Annotated in this window: 17 protein-coding genes, 1 rRNA gene and 1 pseudogene; 14 read left to right on the top strand and 5 right to left on the bottom strand. The window is 34.5% G+C overall.

Features of this window, described 5'->3' with window-relative positions:
* The first annotated feature begins 367 nt into the window (after positions 1-367).
* The gene (locus A9G28_RS05785; RefSeq protein WP_065580051.1) at positions 368-1,603 is read left to right on the top strand and encodes an N-acetylmuramoyl-L-alanine amidase; all 1,236 of its coding nucleotides are present in this window, start codon (positions 368-370) and stop codon (positions 1,601-1,603) included.
* Between the two features lie 44 nt (positions 1,604-1,647).
* Here A9G28_RS05785 and rsmG read toward each other — a convergent pair whose 3' ends face one another.
* Together rsmG and mnmG are read right to left on the bottom strand one after the other, a co-directional pair.
* Positions 1,648-2,247, bottom strand: a complete 600-nt coding sequence (gene rsmG, locus A9G28_RS05790) for a 16S rRNA (guanine(527)-N(7))-methyltransferase RsmG (protein ID WP_065567300.1) — start codon at positions 2,245-2,247, stop codon at positions 1,648-1,650.
* A complete protein-coding gene (mnmG, locus tag A9G28_RS05795) occupies positions 2,225-4,117 on the bottom strand; it encodes a tRNA uridine-5-carboxymethylaminomethyl(34) synthesis enzyme MnmG (RefSeq protein WP_065580052.1) in 1,893 nt (630 codons plus the stop codon). Before mnmG ends, rsmG begins: the two co-directional genes overlap by 23 nt.
* Positions 4,118-5,116: 999 nt before the next feature.
* Here mnmG and hda point away from each other — a divergent pair.
* Both hda and A9G28_RS05805 read left to right on the top strand, forming a co-directional pair.
* Complete coding sequence (gene hda / locus A9G28_RS05800) at positions 5,117-5,800, top strand: DnaA inactivator Hda (RefSeq protein ID WP_065580053.1); 684 nt, start codon at positions 5,117-5,119, stop codon at positions 5,798-5,800.
* Position 5,801: 1 nt separating this feature from the next.
* Positions 5,802-6,581 carry a Cof-type HAD-IIB family hydrolase gene (locus tag A9G28_RS05805; protein WP_065567297.1) on the top strand — a complete coding sequence of 260 codons (780 nt, stop codon included), beginning with the start codon at positions 5,802-5,804 and terminating at the stop codon, positions 6,579-6,581.
* 23 nt (positions 6,582-6,604) lie between these two features.
* On the opposite strand, the gene A9G28_RS05810 is transcribed toward A9G28_RS05805, so the two are convergent.
* The 3 genes from A9G28_RS05810 to tusB all read right to left on the bottom strand — a co-directional run bounded on the left by A9G28_RS05810 (position 6,605) and on the right by tusB (position 8,679).
* Complete coding sequence (locus A9G28_RS05810; RefSeq protein WP_065580054.1) at positions 6,605-7,711, bottom strand: anhydro-N-acetylmuramic acid kinase; 1,107 nt, start codon at positions 7,709-7,711, stop codon at positions 6,605-6,607.
* A 4-nt stretch (positions 7,712-7,715) separates the two neighbouring features.
* Complete coding sequence (locus A9G28_RS05815; protein ID WP_065580055.1) at positions 7,716-8,279, bottom strand: Sua5/YciO/YrdC/YwlC family protein; 564 nt, start codon at positions 8,277-8,279, stop codon at positions 7,716-7,718.
* 118 nt (positions 8,280-8,397) lie between these two features.
* Entirely contained in the window at positions 8,398-8,679 is a 282-nt protein-coding gene (gene tusB, locus A9G28_RS05820) for a sulfurtransferase complex subunit TusB (protein WP_065580056.1), read from the bottom strand.
* Positions 8,680-8,811: 132 nt separating this feature from the next.
* On the opposite strand from tusB, the gene tsaE reads away from it, so the two are divergent.
* The 11 genes and pseudogenes from tsaE to A9G28_RS05875 all read left to right on the top strand — a co-directional run.
* Positions 8,812-9,285, top strand: coding sequence for a tRNA (adenosine(37)-N6)-threonylcarbamoyltransferase complex ATPase subunit type 1 TsaE (gene tsaE / locus A9G28_RS05825; protein WP_065580057.1), 474 nt, complete (start codon positions 8,812-8,814; stop codon positions 9,283-9,285).
* A 62-nt stretch (positions 9,286-9,347) separates the two neighbouring features.
* A pseudogene (locus A9G28_RS05830) lies at positions 9,348-10,052 on the top strand (N-acetylmuramoyl-L-alanine amidase); the annotation flags it as partial.
* A 20-nt stretch (positions 10,053-10,072) separates the two neighbouring features.
* On the top strand, positions 10,073-11,923 hold the full coding sequence (gene mutL / locus A9G28_RS05835; RefSeq protein WP_065580058.1) for a DNA mismatch repair endonuclease MutL: 1,851 nt from the start codon (positions 10,073-10,075) through the stop codon (positions 11,921-11,923).
* Positions 11,920-12,831 carry a tRNA (adenosine(37)-N6)-dimethylallyltransferase MiaA gene (gene miaA / locus A9G28_RS05840; protein ID WP_065567291.1) on the top strand — a complete coding sequence of 304 codons (912 nt, stop codon included), beginning with the start codon at positions 11,920-11,922 and terminating at the stop codon, positions 12,829-12,831. Before mutL ends, miaA begins: the two co-directional genes overlap by 4 nt.
* Positions 12,832-13,111: 280 nt before the next feature.
* Positions 13,112-13,357 (top strand): RNA chaperone Hfq, encoded by a 246-nt coding sequence (gene hfq, locus A9G28_RS05845; RefSeq protein ID WP_065567290.1) that lies wholly within the window; start codon positions 13,112-13,114, stop codon positions 13,355-13,357.
* Positions 13,358-13,377: 20 nt separating this feature from the next.
* A complete protein-coding gene (gene hflX, locus A9G28_RS05850; protein WP_065580059.1) occupies positions 13,378-14,673 on the top strand; it encodes a ribosome rescue GTPase HflX in 1,296 nt (431 codons plus the stop codon).
* 23 nt (positions 14,674-14,696) lie between these two features.
* Positions 14,697-15,929, top strand: coding sequence for an FtsH protease activity modulator HflK (hflK, locus tag A9G28_RS05855; RefSeq protein ID WP_065580060.1), 1,233 nt, complete (start codon positions 14,697-14,699; stop codon positions 15,927-15,929).
* A gap of 9 nt (positions 15,930-15,938) precedes the next feature.
* A complete protein-coding gene (gene hflC, locus A9G28_RS05860) occupies positions 15,939-16,898 on the top strand; it encodes a protease modulator HflC (RefSeq protein WP_065580061.1) in 960 nt (319 codons plus the stop codon).
* A gap of 20 nt (positions 16,899-16,918) precedes the next feature.
* The gene (locus tag A9G28_RS05865) at positions 16,919-18,217 is read left to right on the top strand and encodes an adenylosuccinate synthase (RefSeq protein WP_065567286.1); all 1,299 of its coding nucleotides are present in this window, start codon (positions 16,919-16,921) and stop codon (positions 18,215-18,217) included.
* A 92-nt stretch (positions 18,218-18,309) separates the two neighbouring features.
* Positions 18,310-19,491 carry a formate-dependent phosphoribosylglycinamide formyltransferase gene (gene purT, locus A9G28_RS05870; protein ID WP_065580062.1) on the top strand — a complete coding sequence of 394 codons (1,182 nt, stop codon included), beginning with the start codon at positions 18,310-18,312 and terminating at the stop codon, positions 19,489-19,491.
* A 301-nt stretch (positions 19,492-19,792) separates the two neighbouring features.
* Positions 19,793-19,904 (top strand): 16S ribosomal RNA (locus tag A9G28_RS05875); the annotation flags it as partial.

The following is a 19,904-nucleotide window of genomic DNA, read 5'->3' on the forward strand; positions in this document are numbered from 1 at the left end:
TTTGTGAATGTAGGGTCTATAATAAAATAAGCATAGCAACCCAAAATAAAGCATTATATAAGCTTTTGTAAAATGATTTGAAAATACAGTGAAAAATTTTCAATTAATATAGATGATTATAAAAAAAAACTGTTAATTGAATAATTGCATTTAATGGCGTTTTAAGATCTATACCAACTTTTTATAACGATAAAATCTAACATTGATCTTAGAAAAGGAAAAAATAATATCGCTATAACATAAAAAATGGATAGGTTATTTTATAAAAAAATCAGATAAAGATAAGAATCATTCTTTTTAATATCTTTATATTTTATGTTATTATTCGCGATTAACTCATATAGAAAATAAAGTGTTTAGATTAAATATGTCAGAAACATTCAGTCCTACAAAGCGCCTATTAGTTAAAGGTATTCTTGCGACTTGTTTATTATCTGTCACTCGTGTAGGCTTTGCTGCTTCAATGGCACAAATTGTTGCTGTGCGAGTTTGGCCTTCATCTACTTATACTAGGATCACTTTAGAATCCAATATTAGTTTAAAATACAAGCATTTTTTATTGAGTAACCCCGAAAGAATCGCAATTGATATCAGTGATGTCAATTTAAATACAACATTAAAAAATATATCTTCAAAAGTTTTAAAAAACGATCCTTATATTAAATCGATACGTGTTGTTCAACGTGACCCAAAAACGGTTAGAATACTGATCGAATTAAAACAAGGCGTCCAACCAAATACTTTTACTTTATCGCCAATTGCGAAATTTAAGCATCGTTTGGTGATGGATCTTTATCCATCTAAACCCGCTTCAACTTCCGATGCTGATCCTTTACTTGCTCTGTTAGAAGAGTATAAATCTGGAAATCTTAATAAAAAACAATCTGAAATAAAAACACCGGCTAATAAAAAGAAAAACGCGCCAATTGTTGTTATGTTAGATCCAGGGCATGGCGGTGAAGATCCCGGTGCTATAGGCTATAATAAAACCCGTGAAAAAGACATTGTTTTACAAATTGCACGTCGCACTTACAATTTGCTAAAAAAAGAGCCCAACATAAAAGTTTATATGACGCGTAATGAAGATGTGTTTATACCTTTAAAAGTACGAGTAGCTAAAGCACGATCTTTGCATGCAGATCTTTTTATTTCTATCCATGCTGATGCATTTGCTAATCGTTCAGTTGGTGGATCTTCTGTTTTTGCATTATCAACACGTGGGGCAAGTAGTTCTGCAGCAAGCTATCTGGCACAAACCCAAAATGAAGCCGACCAAATTGGGGGAGTAAGTCGTAGTGGCGATAAATATTTGGACAATACCATTTTAGATTTAGTGCAAAAAACAACTTTAAATAATGGGGTTTTACTGGGTAATGCTATTTTAAGCCAAATGAAGAAGATTAATAAGCTGCATAAACCTTCTCTTGAAAAAGCAGGATTTGCGGTACTAAAAGCACCAGATATCCCGTCTGTTTTAGTAGAAACTGCTTTTATTAGTAATACTACTGAAGAAAAGAAATTAAGAACAGCAGCTTTTCAAAATCAAGTATCTAAAGCAATTGTTGATGGTATAAAAGCCTACCTAAAAAAACGTAAAAATTAACCTTGTAAAGATGTTTAAAATTATGTAGATGCTTTAGTATAAAGCTACTTAATAATAACTAAACATCTTTCAGCATTTAATTCAGGTATAGTTAATTTAATATTTTGTTTAAGCGTAAAACCATTAGGAATGGAATCAATATCACTTCCCTTTAATGCATAAAAAAGCCCTCGCTCATTAGGAAGGTGTTTACACCAACTTAGCATATCTTGCAAAGAGGCAAATGCACGACTAATAACCCCATCAAATTTTTTTTCAGTGTACTCTTCAATACGACTTTGCACAGGATTTATGTTTGTTAATTTTAATTCAAACTGTACCTGCTTTAAAAAGCGAATACGCTTACCTAAGCTATCAACTAAATCAAATTGTTTTTCAGGATTAATAATCGCTAAAGGAACACCTGGTAAACCAGGGCCTGTTCCTACATCAATAAAGCTTTTACCTGTTAAATAAGGCGATACAATTAAGCTATCGATAATATGCTTCACTAACATATCATTAGGATCGCGGATCGCCGTTAAGTTATAAGCCTTATTCCATTTGTTGAGCATTTCAACATAATGGATCAATTGATCTATTTGTAATTCCGTGATCAAAAGATCCGTTTGATCAATCAGATTAATAAGTTTCTTTTTTAACATAATTCTTCTTTTTTAAATAAACCAACAACATTGAAATAGCAGCCGGCGTAATACCAGAAATACGCGACGCTTGCCCAATAGAAACAGGCTTGTGTTGTTTTAATTTAGCCACAACTTCATTCGATAATCCAGATATTTCGGCATAATCAATATGTTCAGGAATAAGTGTTTGTTCATTGCGTTTTTGACGTTCAATTTCTTCAATTTGCAATTTAATATAACCGTCATATTTAACTTGAATTTCAACCTGTTCTGCAGCTTGTGCATCTGATAATCCTGGTGAAAATAAAGAAAGCGTTTTCAATGTGTTATAACTCATTTCTGGTCGCTTAAGCAACTCTTCACCATTAGCTTCTTTGGTTAAATTAGCGCTTAAAACAGCATTGACTTCATCAATCGTTTCAATATGGGGGTGTACCCAAATATCGCGTAAACGCGCTCTTTCTTGTTCGATTGCTTCAAATTTTTCGTTAAAGCGCTGCCAACGATAATCATCAACCATCCCTAGCTTACGGCCTATTTCTGTTAAACGAATATCAGCATTATCTTCACGTAACATTAAACGATATTCAGCACGTGAAGTAAACATGCGGTAAGGTTCATTGGTACCAAGAGTACAAAGATCATCAACGAGTACTCCTAAATAAGCTTGATCACGGCTTGGATACCATTGATCTTGATCAAAAACAAAACGCGCAGCATTTGAGCCAGCAAGCATACCTTGTGCAGCAGCTTCTTCATAGCCCGTTGTGCCATTGATCTGTCCCGCTAAAAATAGCCCTTTGATCACTTTGCTTTCCAGTGTTGGCTTAAGATCCTTTGGATCAAAATAATCATATTCGATCGCGTAACCAGGTCTTACAATGTTGGCATTTTCTAATCCTTTCATGCTACGTACAAATGCAAGTTGTACATCAAACGGTAAGCTTGTTGAGATCCCATTTGGATAGATTTCGTTACTGTCTAATCCTTCAGGCTCTAAATAGATCTGATGCGAATTACGATCAGCAAAGCGCATTATTTTATCTTCAATTGATGGACAATATCTAGGTCCTACACCTTCAATTACCCCTGTATACATAGGGCTACGATCTAAGCTATTTCGAATGATCTCGTGGGTTGTTTCGTTAGTACTTGTGATATAACAAGGGATCTGTTTAGGATGCTCACTTGCATTACCTAAAAATGAAAATACGGGTACTGGATCATCACCATATTGAGTGCCTAGTTTTGAAAAATCAATTGTTCTCGCATCAATTCGTGGTGGCGTACCTGTTTTTAGTCGCCCCATTCTAAAAGGATATTGGTGTAATGATTTTGATAAACCTATTGATGCTGGATCCCCTGTGCGACCACCACTATAATTATCAAGCCCTATATGAATTTTTCCATCTAAAAAAGTACCCGTTGTTAAAACAACAGCTTTAGCTTTAAATGAAATGCCCATTTGTGTTTTGACACCTGTTATTTGATCGTTTTCAATGATCACGTCTTCAACAGATTGTTGAAAGAGAATTAAATTTTCTTGATTTTCAAGAGTAGTGCGGATCACTTTACGGTACAGTGATCTGTCTGCTTGTGCTCTTGTTGCTCGCACAGCGGGTCCTTTACTACTGTTTAAGATCCTAAATTGGATCCCTGCATGATCAATAGCATGTGCCATTAGACCACCCATAGCATCAATTTCTTTTACCAAATGACCTTTACCTATACCGCCAATAGCAGGATTACAGGACATTTGTCCTAATGTATTGATATTATGGGTTAAAAGCAGTGTTTTTCGTCCCATTCTCGCTGATGCCATTGCGGCTTCTGTTCCTGCATGACCACCACCAACAACGATGACATCAAAAAGATCTGGATAAAACATAAAAAAGCCTCGTATTTATTTGTGTATAGATGATCGCTAATTTAGATCCTGTGATCTAGTTATTTAGCGTAGGGAATTTTACTCATCTTTTCGATTACGTCAAATGATCTATTTCGATCGCGATCTAAATTAAATAAGATCTTTTAGATGATCTTTTATTTTTATTATTATTTAATAGGATCCTTTTTGTTGATAACTTATTTTTATAGATATTTTATAAGATCTTATTTGTGATCTAATTCTGTGAATTGATCGGATCTTTTTTTGTGTATACTTGTTTATAACTACTAAATTTATCCACAGATGTTTTTTTGAATTAAGTTATTAATGCGATTATAACAGCTTGTGATCCTAATTTATCACAGAGTTATCCACAAAAAAATAAGTTCGTTTGCTTGAATTTTATACTTATACCGATGATCTATTTTAAAATATCTAATAGGATCAGTTGAAAAGATCAATGTGCGATCAAGACATACTAGTATAAAACTTTTCTATAACATTTAATCTAAAATAATCGCTCACATATGGTGGTATCACCTACTGAGCCTGTTTTACCTTATTGGAAAAAGGAATTGCTAGTGCAATTTATCTTGGTTGAATAGACGATTGTCCTTTTCTATTAGGTGGTAAGGTAGCTGTGATTGCAAAAGATCTTTATGAACTTTATGCGTTAAGCCTGATGATCGAATTATTAGCACTTGCACTCATTGCTGTCGAGGAAAATTATTATTAAAAAATAAATTTAGTATAGCCATTTTTTTGTGGGTAAGATGGTTAAACTATTTTATAATAAGAAAATTGTATTTATATAAATAGAGGGGATTTGATTTAGCCTTAGTTTATCTATTAAAAAGTAGATTAACCTGTTTTGTGCAATTAAAGTACACATTAAATAATTTAAGGGGCAGGATATTTTTCTTTTCTACAAAAGTGATTGATTTTTGTAAAAGCAAATTTATACTTAACATAATTGTATTTTTATTATGAGGTTATTTTATTACTCTTTCGCAGTTGCCTTTACCTTTTTCGTTACCCAATAATGAAACTTTTGATAGTTTTTATGTAGGCGATAATCGATTATTGTCTGATTCATTGCAATCCTTATTAGGTAAAGAGGGGTTTAATATCTTTTATATATGGTCGGTTAGCGCTGCGGGTCGAACGCACCTTTTACACGCATCAAGCCAAAACAAATTAGCTAGTTATATCCCGTTGAAGCAATATTATCATTTAGTACCTGAAATTTTACAGGGGTTAGATAATTATGATTTAGTCTGTTTAGATGATATTGATGCAATAGCTGGCCATCGAGATTGGGAAGAGGCTATTTTTGATTTATTTAATCGTTTGACTGAAAAAAATGTGAGTAAATTACTGATAACGGCAAGTGCACCTCCTAAACAAATTTCTTTTATATTACCTGATTTAGTTTCTCGGTTATCTTGGGGACAAGTTTATCAATTAAAAGAACTTAGTGACGATGATAAGCTTAAAGCTTTACAATTAAGAGCACAATTAAGTGGTTTTGAATTATCAACAGAAGTTGGGTTATTTTTATTAAAACGTGTTAACCGTGATATGCGCACATTATTTTCTTTGTTAGAAAAGTTTGAAGTTGCAACGCTTGCACAACAACGAAAATTAACTATTCCTTTTATTAAACATATTTTGGATTTGTAATATGAATGAAAAACCTGAAGCTATCGTTTTTTTTGATTTAGATGGCACACTATTTAATAGTCAGATTGATATATTACCTAGTTCTATTGAAGCTATAAAAAAATTAAAACAAAATAATATTACTCCAATGATAGCAACAGGCCGAACACCTTGTGAAGTTATTAATTTAATGAAAAGAACTCAGATTGATTCCATTGTTGGTATGAATGGGCAGGTTGTTTTATATAAAGGTGAAAAAGTTTTTACAAATGATATTGATAAAGAGGTGATAGCAAGAATATATCAATATTCTAAACAAAAAATGAATATTCCTTTATCCTTTTATAATGATGAATTGATGCGTGTATCCGCCCATAGCCAACCGGCTGAGAAGTTTTATCATTACCTTAAGCAACCCGTTCCTCCCGTTGATGATCAGATTTATTTAAAAGAACCTATCCAGATGTTGTTATTATTGTGTGAGGAAGGTGAATTGCATTATCGTGATGTTTTTCCTGAGCTAACTTTTATTCGTAATACACCTTACTGTGTCGATGTTTTTAATCATGGAGGATCTAAAGGTTATGGTATTACTCAGTTGCTTCAAACTAAGGGATTTTCTGATGTGCCAACTTATGCATTTGGTGATGGTATGAATGATTTTGAAATGTTCTTAACTGTTGATCACCCTATTGCTATGGGGAATGCTGTTGATACGTTAAAAGATAAAGCTGAATATATAACAGATACTAACAATAATGATGGGATAGCAAAAGCATTACAAAAATTTGGGTTGATTTAATTAACTTTTATCTATTTTTTAGTTTATTGATAAATAACTCCCAAACAAACCGCTTGGTTTGCGCCAGTTACTTCAGGAATATTGGAGGGAAGATTATTGATTTTACAATAAGCAAGCCAAGCAAAAGCGATTGCTTCCATATCATCACCGTTTATGCCTTTTGTGTCTGTGGTTAATACTGACCATGAAGGTAATAATGCCGATAGTCTTTGCATGATAAGCGGGTTTTTCGCTCCCCCACCGCAAACTAAAAGTTCACAAGGTAACGTGCTTTGTATCTTTAATTTATTGATTTCATTGGCAATGGATAAAGCGGTAAATTCAACCAGTGTTGCTTGAATATCTTGTGCTTTTAAATTTGTTCCTGCTAATTTTTTATGTAGCCACGGTAAGTTAAACAGCTCCCGCCCAGTACTTTTGGGGGCGGGCATTTGAAAATAGTCTTCTTTACATAAAAGGTTTAATAAGTCTTGATTTATTTTACCTGTTTTTGCCCATAATCCATTTTTATCATAGTTTTTACCTAAATGCTGCTTTATCCAACCGTCAAGTAACACATTACCTGGGCCTGTGTCATATCCAATAACTGTATGATTAGGAATGAGTACTGAAATATTACTTATTCCGCCTATATTTAATATTACGCGATTTATATGTTTATTTTGCAATACTGCTTTATGAAAAGCTGGAACGAGTGGTGCGCCTTGCCCACCATAAGCCATATCTTTACGGCGAAAATCGGCAATAGTCGTAATGCCTGTTTTTGCGGCAATAATATTGGCATCGCCAATTTGTAGGGTAAATGGGTTGTTACCATTTGGTGCATGATAAATTGTTTGCCCATGACAGCCAATGGCTTTAATTTGTTTTTTATCTATCTTATTATTTTCTAAAAAGTTATTTATACTATTGGCAAAAAGTTTACCAAGCTTGTGATCTATTTCACCTAAATTTTGTAATGAAGTTTGCTTGGTTTCACACAATGTTAGTAAATGCTGTTTTAAATTGCTAGGTATTGGATAGCATGCACTTACTATTGATTTAACCTTTTTTTCGGTAATATTCACTAAAGCTATATCAATTCCATCCATGCTAGTACCGGACATCACACCTATATATAAATTTTGCATAACGTTATCCTTGCCGAAAAATTTGACCTGTTTTAATGTCTTTTATTTGTGATGGTCGTGTATGGTGACCTGTTTCACCATCTAAAATAGGGAAATCTGGACCAAACTGTTTGGCAACTTCGATAGCTGTTTTACAAGGAGGATGAGCAGAAATGTTAGCACTAGTTGAAACTATTGGTTTGCCATAAAGATCACAAAGTTTACAAACGACAGGATGATTCGTGATCCGTATAGCAATAGAATCGAATTTACCGGTCAAAAAATATGGTGTATTTTCATTTTTAGGAAAAACCCAAGTAATGGGTTCAGACCAATTAGTAAGGGCTAACTTTTTTTGTTCGTTGGTGATAGTTGATTCATCTATATAAGGTATGAGTTGTTGGTAATGGCTGGCAATTAGAATCAATCCCTTATCTATTGATCGCTGTTTTAGTTGTAATAGTTTTAATACCGCTGATTCGCAATTGGGATCGCAGCCCAGACCAAAAACAGCTTCAGTTGGGTAAGCAATCACTTCACCATTTTTTAAACAATTATTGATTTGCGATAGCGTTAATAAATTAGCCATTAAATTTAAATACAATCAGATTACAGTTAATATTTATATTAAACCTAGGTGTTAGGTTTGGCAAATGGGTATTATTTAGTTTTTAAACACCGCTAATGGTAAGCTTAATGTGCTGTTGTTATTCCCAATTTATCTGTGGGAAATAGTTAGCTGTTAGTTCAACAACTTGTTGCATATTAATAATTTTAAGTCTTGAATCGATAATATCATTTAGCCCACGAGCTTGAATATCGCTGTTGATGATATAACAATGCGCCGTTTTACTGATAATATCATTTAATAATGGAGTGTTTTTGATAGCTAGAACAACACCATTTTGCCAAAATAATATGGCATCTTGAGCGGATATTTGTTGTGGATCTAGAGCTAATGGATTTGCTGTTGAAATAGTATGTAACATTATTTTTCACTTTTTACAATGAAACGTAGGTTTTCCTGTAAGTTTTTTACAAAATCTAGGTTATCTTGTTTAGTACATCTTTAATGGTTATTAGTATATAATAAGAGATCATTATTGAGCAAAGAATTCATCATGAAACCGATTATTTTAACCAATGAGCACCAAACGATTTTGTTTGGTAGCAAACTTGCCAAACAGTGTTTAAACTATTTGTCTAAGCATGATGATACAATTGTTATCCATTTAATTGGCGATCTTGGCGCAGGAAAAACAACTTTTAGTCGCGGTTTTTTACAACAATTAGGCCATAAAGGTAACGTAAAAAGTCCAACTTATACGTTAGTAGAACCCTATCAGTTTGATGATTTTTCAGTTTATCATTTTGATTTGTATCGGCTTTGTTACCCTGAAGAATTAGAGTTTATGGGCATTCGTGAATATTTTGTTTCTCGATCGATTTGTTTAATTGAGTGGCCTGAGCGAGCAGGCGGTATCTTGCCTAATGTTGATCTCGAAATTCATTTAGCTTATTTAGCGCTTGAACGCACTGCTTGTGTGCAAGCAAAAAGCGAAAAAGGCCAAGTGATCCTTAATTTATCACAATAAAAATAAACAATTAAAAGACAATGAAAAAACTACTTATTTTTTTTATGTTAGTACTGCTTTGTAGCTCTGCTTATGCAACCAAAGTTGTGATTGCTGTTGATGCGGGGCATGGCGGTAAAGATTCGGGCGCAATAGGACAAAATAAGTTATATGAAAAAACAGTTACGCTTTCAATTGCTAAAAAACTGACCAACTTATTAAATAAAGATGCTAATTTTAAAGGTGTGCTGACTCGTGACAGTGATAATTTTATTTCTGTCTCGCAACGTTCAGAAATTGCTCGTAAAAATAAAGCTAATTTATTGGTTTCAGTTCATGCTGATGCTGCGCCAAATAGGAATGCAACGGGGGCTTCAATTTGGGTATTGTCAACTCAGCGTGCAGATACAGAGCTGGGGCGTTGGCTTGAAAAAGGTGAAAAACAGTCTCAATTACTAGGTGGTGCTGGTGATGCGCTTAGTGATGATCATGATCCTCATTTAAGTCAAGCAGTATTAGATCTACAGTTTTCTTATTCTCAACAAGTGGGATATCAGTTAGCAATGCAAGTCTTAAAAGCGATGAAAGGAACAATACCATTGCATAAATCTGTTCCAGAACATGCAAGTTTAGGTGTATTACGTTCGCCAGATATTCCATCAATTTTAGTTGAAGTTGGCTTTATCTCTAACGAGGATGAAGAAAGACTACTAAGTAATAATGCCCACCAAGAGAAAATCGCTAACGCTATTTATCAAGGTATCAAAAATTATATTAAACAAAATCCAAAATTTGGAGAACAGCATTAATGGCAATTCATATTTTATCGCCGCAATTAGCTAACCAAATTGCTGCAGGTGAAGTAGTAGAACGCCCAGCGTCAGTTATTAAGGAATTAGTTGAAAATAGCCTTGATGCGGGTAGTACTCAAATTGATATTGACCTTGAGCAAGGTGGCTGTAAATTAATCCGTATTCGTGATAATGGTTGTGGCATTGCTAAAGATGAATTAGCGCTGGCGCTTGCTCGTCATGCGACAAGTAAAATCAGTAAATTAGATGATTTAGATGCTATTATTAGCCTTGGATTTCGTGGTGAAGCGCTTGCAAGTATAAGCTCGGTGGCTAGATTAACATTAACTTCACGTACTGCTGAACAATCCGAAGCATGGCAAGTTTATGCAGAGGGGCGTGATATGAAACCGATCATTAAACCTGCTGCCCATCCTGTGGGATCAACGGTTGAAGTGCTTGACTTGTTTTATAATACGCCAGCAAGGCGCCGTTTTTTGAAAACAGAAAAAACGGAGTTTATGCATATTGAAGAATTTATTCGGCGTATTGCGTTAGTGCGCCCTGATGTCTCTTTTAATTTGCAACATAACGGAAAGTTAGTTAAACAGTATCGCTCATCGACCATTGAAAAAAGAGTCGAATTAGTTTGCGGTCGAGGTTTTATGCAAAAGTCTGTAAAGCTTGATTGGCAACATGAAGATTTGCTTATTCAAGGTTGGGTGACAAGTAGTGAAGTAAGTGATCTTCAATATTTTTATGTTAATGGAAGAGTGATTAAAGATAAATTGCTTAATCACGCTTTGCGTCAAGCTTATGTAAGCCGAACCAGTGAGCAACAAAGCTATGTAGTGTTTTTACAGATAGATCCAAAACAAGTTGATGTTAATGTCCATCCAGCTAAGCATGAAGTGCGTTTTCATGAAGCAAGGCTTGTTCATGATTTTGTTTATCAAGCTATTGTAATGGCCCTTGAGTCGAATTTAACCGAAGTGGAAGAAAAAGTAACAATACCTCCTAATAGGCAAGCAGCTGGTGATAATATCTTTAACCAACAAACAGCACCAAAAATTTATCAAGCAAGTAGCCAGTTATCGAAAAAACCAAGCAATTATGCAAAAGAAAATGCGTTGTATGGTCAGTTGGTGAATGTTGATCTTGCTCAAGATGTGGAAAAATCGGAGCCGAAAAAAACGCTTTTATCGACAGAAGAACATGAAATAACTGAGCCACAAAAAGCGGTTATCGAAGCTTTATTTCCTAAGCGAAATATACCATTACAATCATTACAACAACAGCTTGATAACTCATCATTAGTACAATTTGGTCGGGTGTTAACTGTTATTCAGCCGGATATAGCATTGCTTGAAAAGTTTGAAGATAATCAACAAAAACTCATGTTAATGAAATTGCCAATTGCGCAGCAAAAAGTTGTTGCAATTAAATTATTATCGCAAGACTCTGAGAAATTGCTTATTCCATTAACAATTTTAATTAATCATAAAGAGCAACAAATTGTATCTACTTATCAACCTCAGTTAAATTTTTTAGGTTTTGAGTTTTATATTGATAAAGCTAAATTGTATTTACAAAACGTGCCTAAAATGTTGCGAGCAATGAACTGGCAACAAATTTTACCTGCTTTAATTAGTTTTATCTCATCATCTGAAAAGGAAGTATTCAATCCAACTCAAATTGCTGCTTGGTTAGCTAACCAGTACTGTGATAGTTGTACTGAGGTTTGGGGAGGATCTAAGGTAATTCAATTATTAGCACAGTTAGAGCAGATAGATATTAATTTGTTACAACAAGAATCATTTTTATATCCAATAGATATGCAATCTCTAACTCAATCAATTTTATTATGACTAAACCGAAAATTATTTCATTAATGGGGCCAACGGCATCGGGTAAAACCGCATTTGCTATGGCGCTTTATGATCGTTATCCAATTGATATTATTAGTGTCGATTCTGCACTTATTTATCGTGGCATGAACATTGGAACAGCAAAACCAACTCAAGAAGAGCAACAAAAATACCCGCATAAACTAATTGATATTTGTGATCCAGCAGAGAGCTACTCAGCAGCAAATTTTAGGCATGATGCCATTGTTGAAATTGAAAAAACCTTAAAAGAAGGTCGGATTCCATTGTTAGTTGGTGGAACAATGCTTTACTTTAAGGCTTTGATTGAAGGCCTTTCACCGCTACCAGCGGCCAATAGTGAAATTCGTCAACAAATAGAGGAAAAAGCCAATAAATTAGGTTGGCAAGCTATTCACGAAGAGTTAAAAAAAGTTGATCCTGTTTCGGCTGAACGCATTCATCCTAATGATCCACAGCGTCTTAATCGTGCTTTAGAAGTCTATTTAATCTCAGGTAAAAGTTTAACTGAGCTTACACAAGAAAGTGGTGAGGCATTGCCATATGATATTATGCAGTTTGCTATTATGCCACAAGATAGGGCACAATTACATGAACGTATTGAGCAGCGTTTTTTACAGATGTTAGATCAAGGATTTGAGAATGAAGTAAAAGCGCTTATGCAACGATCTGATTTGCATTTAAATTTGCCCGCTATCCGTTGTGTCGGCTATCGGCAAATGTGGGAATATTTAAATGGTGATATAAGTTATGATGAAATGATATTTAAAGGTATTTGTGCTACACGGCAATTAGCGAAAAGACAAATTACTTGGCTTCGTGGTTGGAAGCAACCTATTACATGGTTAAATAATGATAATATGGATTCAATTTTCCAAAAAATATTATGATTAGTAATATTCATAGTGGTTTATAGTATATAATTGTAATATAGATAAATTTATGCAAAAAAAATTATCTATATTTTGTGTTTTTTTTATATTTTTGGTTTAAATTTATTAAAAATTTAGTTATTTGTGCATAAATTTTATATGATTGGTTCAAGAGAAGTGCTTTTTATGTTATTTTGGTAGATACTAGATGTATCTGAAATAGTATGTAAAAATACATTGATTATTTATAAGTGTATTTATTTTATCTTCATATAATTACTTTTTAAAGGATAAACTTATGTCAAAAGGGCAGTCATTACAAGATCCTTATTTAAATTTGCTTCGTCGAGAGCATATTCCTGTATCAATCTATTTAGTTAATGGTATTAAGTTACAAGGGCAAATTGAATCATTCGATCAGTTTGTTATTTTGCTAAAAAATACTGTAAGCCAAATGGTATATAAACATGCCATTTCGACGGTCGTACCTTCTAGACCTATTTCTGGACTCGTATCTCAGCCTGAAGAGGGAAGTGAAAGCTGATATTTCAGTGGAGATTCTGATTGTTTGAGCGATATAAAGGCGGTGAGACTGCCTTATTAGTCCATGTATTTTTCCCTCAAGAAAGCAATATTGAGGATCTTAAAGAGTTTGAAGTATTAGTTTCTTCTGCTCGAATAGAGATTCTCGATATTGTGACGACCTCAAGAAAATCGCCGCAAGCCAAATATTTCATTGGTGAAGGTAAAGCACAAGAAATAGCTGAAAAAGTTAAACAACTCGATGCTTCTGTTATTTTAGTCAATCATACTTTAACTCCTTCTCAAGAACGTAACTTAGAACAACTATGTAAATGCCGCGTTGTGGATAGAACAGGATTAATTCTTGATATTTTTGCCCAACGAGCTAGAACGCATGAAGGTAAATTGCAAGTTGAGCTAGCTCAGTTAAAACATCTTTCGACACGATTAGTGCGAGGTTGGACTCATCTAGAACGGCAAAAAGGTGGTATTGGCTTACGTGGTCCTGGTGAAACTCAATTAGAAACTGATAGACGATTGATTCGCCATCGTATTCAATTAATTTTATCAAGGTTGGCTAAAGTTGAAAAACAGCGAAATCAAAATCGTCAATCAAGAAATAAAGCTGATCTATCAACAATATCTTTAGTTGGTTACACAAATGCCGGAAAATCGACACTATTTAATGCCTTAACAAAGGCTGATGTATATGCTGCTAATCAGTTATTTGCTACACTCGATCCAACGCTGCGACGAATCGTAGTTGATGATGTTGGTGAAGTTGTTTTAGCCGATACGGTCGGTTTTATTCGTCACTTGCCACATGATCTTATTGCGGCTTTTAAAGCAACATTACTTGAAACTCAAGAAGCCACTTTATTATTACATGTTGTTGACGCAGCGGATCCTAATTTATTGGATAATATGCATGCTGTTGATGAAGTATTGCTTGAAATTGATGCTCACGAAATACCAACACTACTCGTTATGAACAAAATCGATTTAATTGAGGGTAAACTGCCAGGTATTGATCGAGATGAAAATGGTATACCAATTCGAGTTTGGGTTTCTGCACAAAATGGTTTAGGATTAGATCAATTATTTATTGCTTTGAAAGAAAGATTAGCTAAGCAAATTCAAGTTTGCCATTTAAGCTTGCCAGCTTACTTAGCAAAACTAAGAAGCCGTTTATATCAGTTAAATGCGGTTGAACATGAGCTTATTAGTGAGGATGGTAGTTTTTATTTAGATGTGAGAATTCCCTCTATTGAATGGAATCGCCTCTGTAAACAAGAACCAGATCTGTTATACTTAATCAATAAGCAAAATAATAACTAATTGTTAAATGGAGCATATAAAATATGGCGTGGAATCAGCCCGGAAATAACGGACAAGATAATGATCCATGGGGAAGCAATAACAAAAAAACACCCAATAATTCATTAGGTGATTTATTTGATAAAATCAAAGACCTCTTAAGGAAAAGTAATTCAGGTAACCATAATAACGGTTCATCAGGCATTAAATTACCGATCGATACGTCGAAAATTGTTGGTGCTATAATAATTGTTCTTGCTCTTCTTTGGGGTGGAAATGGTTTTTACACTATCAATCAAAGCGAACGTGGTGTTATTACCCGATTTGGTCAAGTTCAGCCCGAAATTATTCAACCTGGATTAAATTGGAGTCCACCATTAATTGATAAAGTGTATAAAGTTGATACACAAGGTACGCACAATTTTAATGTAAATGGATTTATGATAACAACAGGTGAAGATTTGGTCTTTGTTGAGATGAATGTGCAATATCGTATCAACGATCCTATAAAATATTTATTTAAGGTCACTAATGTTAAAGACAGCCTACAACAAGCTGCAGATAGTGCTTTACGCACAGAAGTAGGTAGCTCAAGTATGGATGATATTTTAACTGATGGGCGTTCCGCATTAGAAACTCGCACTAAAGATGAGTTGGTTAATGTGATTAATAATTATGATATGGGAATTAGTATAGTGGATCTTAATTTCCAATCAGCTCGTCCTCCTGAAGCTGTACAAGAAGCTTTTAACGATGCAATGAATGCTCGAGAAGATAAAAAGCGTGAAATAAATAAAGCTGCTGCTGAAAAAGTTAAGCAAGTTCAACAAGCTGAAGGTCTATCCGCAAGAATTCTAGCAGATGCAAATGCTTATAAAGTTAAAGTAGAACTTGAAGCTGCTGGTGATGTCGCTCGTTTTGAAAAAATCTTACCACAATATAAGGCTGCGCCAGAAATTACTAAAGAACGCTTATATATTGAAACTATGGAAAGAGTATTGGCTAAAACGAAAAAAATTTTGGTTAACGATAAAAGCGGAAATTTAATGGTATTACCTCTAGAGCAACTATTGAAAAATACAAATGAAAAGCATTCTGAACCAATGGCTTTATTAAATGAAAATAGTGAATATAATTCTAATATGGCGATCTCTTCTGAAACAATAAAACATCAACCTCAGACGACACAAGAATTATCAAAAGAGGTTAATAGCAATACAAATAATACCATTAGCACCAGCAATAGTACGCGAACTGCGCGATTTATGGGAAGATAAGGAGAAAGTATGCGCAAATTATTGATTCCTATAATATTTGTTTTAATTGGTGTGTTTTTTTCTAGCGCTTATGTTATTGAAGAAGGAACTCGGGGTATAGTTTTACGATTTAATAAAATTATAAGATTATCAGATCCTGGATTACATTTTAAAATCCCTGGAATGGATAATGTAAAAGTTGTTGATGCTAAAATTCAAACAACAAATAGTTCTGATAATGTTGGTAAAGAACAAAAGTTTATAACACGTGAAAATAAAGATTTAGTTGTTGATTATTTTGTACAATGGAAGATTGTTGACTTTAATCGGTACTATGAAACTATTGCAGGTGGTAATAGTGTTGAAAACCTATTGCTTGCTCGGTTAAATGGCCGTTTAAGAGCCGAAGTTGGTAAATTAGATATCATTGATATTATTAATGACACCAATAATAACTCTCGCAATTCTATTATGACACGTGTAAAAGATGCTTTAAATGGCACAGCACAAGAAGCGGCTAAAAATGAATCTACTGAAGGTATTATTAGTGAGGTTGAAAAAGATTCTGAAAATAATAAAACCAGTATGAGATCTTTTGGTGTTGAAGTCATTGATGTCCGTATAAAGAAAGTTAATTTTCCTCAGGAAATATCTAATTCAATTTATGAACAAATGAAAGCAGCTCGGAAAGTTGTCGCGCAAAACCAACGTTTCCAAGGGGTTAAAAAGGCTGATGAAATACGAGCAGAGACTACATTAGAAGTTACAAAGATTTTATCTGAAGCTGAACGCCAATCTCGATCTATTCGTGGTGAAGGTGATGCAAATGCAGCTAAACTTTATGCCGATGCTTTTGGTAAAGATATGGAGTTTTTTAGTTTTATTCGTAGTTTAAAAGCTTACGAACAAAGCTTTACAGGTCATGATATTTTGGTCATTAGTCCTGATAGTCAATTTTTTCAATATATGAAATTAAAATCTAATAAATAACAGAATGAGATAAATAATCTATGAGTAATAATGTTGTTGTGCTAGGAACACAATGGGGTGATGAAGGCAAAGGTAAAGTTGTTGATTTACTCACAGAAAAAGCAAAATATGTTGTTCGTTATCAAGGTGGGCATAATGCTGGTCATACATTAGTGATTAATGGTGAAAAAACAGTATTACATTTAATTCCATCAGGAATTTTACGCAATGATGTGATAAGTATTATTGCAAATGGTGTAGTACTTTGCCCTGATGCTCTAATGAAAGAAATGAAAGAGCTAGAAAATAGCGGTATACCTGTTAAAGACAGGCTCCTTATTTCTGAATCATGTCCTTTAATTTTACCTTACCATATTGCGTTAGACCAGGCTCGGGAAAAAGCCCGTGGTAGCAAAGCAATTGGAACAACAGGGCGTGGTATTGGCCCTGCTTACGAAGACAAAGTAGCTCGGCGCGGGCTTCGAGTTGGTGATTTACGTGATCGCCAAGCTTTCGCTGAAAAATTACAAGAAGTTATGGAGTATCATAATTTTCAATTAGTTAATTACTACAAAGCAGAAGCAGTTGATTATCAAAAAGTTCTAAACGACACATTGGCAATAGCAGATATTTTAGTTTCTATGATTGCTGATATTCCCACTCTTTTAGAAGATGCACGCAAAAAAGGTGAGAGAATTATGTTTGAAGGTGCACAAGGTACATTACTTGATATCGATCATGGTACTTATCCTTTTGTTACCTCTTCTAATACCACCGCTGGTGGTGTAGCAACGGGATCTGGTTTTGGTCCGCGTTACGTTGGTTATGTATTAGGTATTGTTAAAGCCTATTCTACACGAGTTGGTGCTGGTCCATTCCCAACGGAATTATTTGATGAAACAGGAGAGTACCTTTGTAAGCAAGGTAATGAATTTGGGGCAACAACAGGCCGTCGTCGTCGTACAGGATGGCTTGATGCAGTTGCTGTTCGCAAAGCGGTACAACTTAATTCTGTATCTGGATTTTGTTTAACTAAACTCGACGTGCTAGATGGGCTTAAAGAGGTTAAGATCTGCATTGGTTATCAATTACCAAATGGAGATGTGATAAAAAATGCTCCAGCGTCTGCTGAAGAGTGGGGCTTAGTTAAGCCTGTGTATGAGTCAATGCCAGGCTGGAGTGAATCAACTTTTGGTGTTAAAAGTTATGATGCTTTACCACAAGCAGCGAAAGCCTATATAAAACGGATTGAAGAACTAACCGAAACACCAATTGATATTATTTCAACAGGGCCAGATCGAAGTGAAACTATGATTTTACGAGATCCATATTCAGTATAATTTTAAATTGAGAAAAATCGGGATAATTATCCCGATTTTTATTTTAAGCTTATTAATTAAAATACAGTGATATAAATCTATAAGAGAATATTATGGCAAAAATAGGAACACCATTATCATTAAGTGCAACAAAGGTATTACTTTGTGGTGCAGGTGAATTAGCCAAAGAGGTTGTCATTGAATTGCAGCGTTTTGGGTGTGAAGTTATTGCTGTTGATCGTTATGCTAATGCGCCAGCCATGCAAGTTGCACATCGTTCTCATATTATTAATATGCTAGACGGTGATGAGCTTAGAAAAATTATTGAGATAGAAAAACCTAATTATATTGTTCCTGAAATAGAAGCAATAGCCACCGATACTTTATTAGAATTAGAAAAAGAAGGATTTGTAGTTATTCCTACAGCTAAAGCGACGCAATTAACCATGAACCGTGAAGGTATACGTCGTTTAGCCGCAGAAGAACTCAAATTGCCAACTTCACCATATCGTTTTGCATTAAATGAAGCCGAGTATAAGCTTGCAGTTAAAGAAATAGGTTTCCCTTGTTTAGTTAAACCTGTAATGAGTTCTTCGGGAAAAGGGCAATCTTTAGTAAGAAGTGAAGCTGATATTGAATTTTCATGGAAATATGCACAAGAAGGTGGCCGTGCAGGTAGGGGTAAAGTTATTATTGAAGGTTTTGTTGATTTTGATTATGAAATTACGCTATTAACTGTTAGGCATATTAACGGGATTTTATATTGTGAACCTATTGGCCACCGTCAAGAAAAAGGCGACTATCGAGAATCTTGGCAACCGCAGCAGATGTCAGCTAATGCATTATGTTTAGCTAAAGATATCGCTATGAAGATAACCGAAGCTTTGGGGGGGTATGGGGTATTTGGTGTAGAGCTGTTTGTTAAAGGCGATCAGGTTTGGTTTAGTGAAGTATCACCAAGACCACATGATACAGGTATGGTTACATTAATATCACAAAACATCTCAGAGTTTGCATTGCATGCTAGAGCTATTTTAGGATTACCAATACCTTTAATTGAGCAATATGGTCCAAGTGCATCAGCGGTATTGTTAGCAAATGGTAACTCTGATCACATTACTTTTTCTAATTTGGACAAAGTATTAAATGTTCCAGGTACTGATTTACGCTTATTTGGTAAACCTGAAGTTAACGGAATAAGACGAATGGGAGTTGCTTTAGCTAAAGCAGCAACAGTAGAAGAAGCAATTAAAAAAGCGGTTAATGCAATTAATCAGCTAAAAATAACCTTCTAACCTTGTATTTTGACTAAAAAATATTCATTTGAAATAAAAAAAAAGAATTTTATGAAATAGAGGGTTGACGTGGACAAGTGAAATGCGTAACATACGCAACCCTTGAGACAGCGAAGTAAATTAACGGAAGGTTGATTGATTTAAAAAAGCTGTTAGCTCTTTAAAAATAAGAAACAGACAATCTGTGTGGGCACTTGCGAGACAAAAGATTAAAGTCTACGGACTAAAAAATTAAGTCTTGATAAGTGACACTGAAGATTCATTTGAATATGTCAGAGACAGTTATTGAGCATCAAACTTTAAATTGAAGAGTTTGATCATGGCTCAGATTGAACGCTGGCGGCAGGCTTAACACATGCAAGTCGAACGGTAACATGAGTGCTTGCACTTGATGACGAGTGGCGGACGGGTGA

Source organism: Gilliamella sp. Fer1-1 (assembly GCF_001690825.1).
Lineage (GTDB): Bacteria > Pseudomonadota > Gammaproteobacteria > Enterobacterales > Orbaceae > Gilliamella > Gilliamella apicola_C.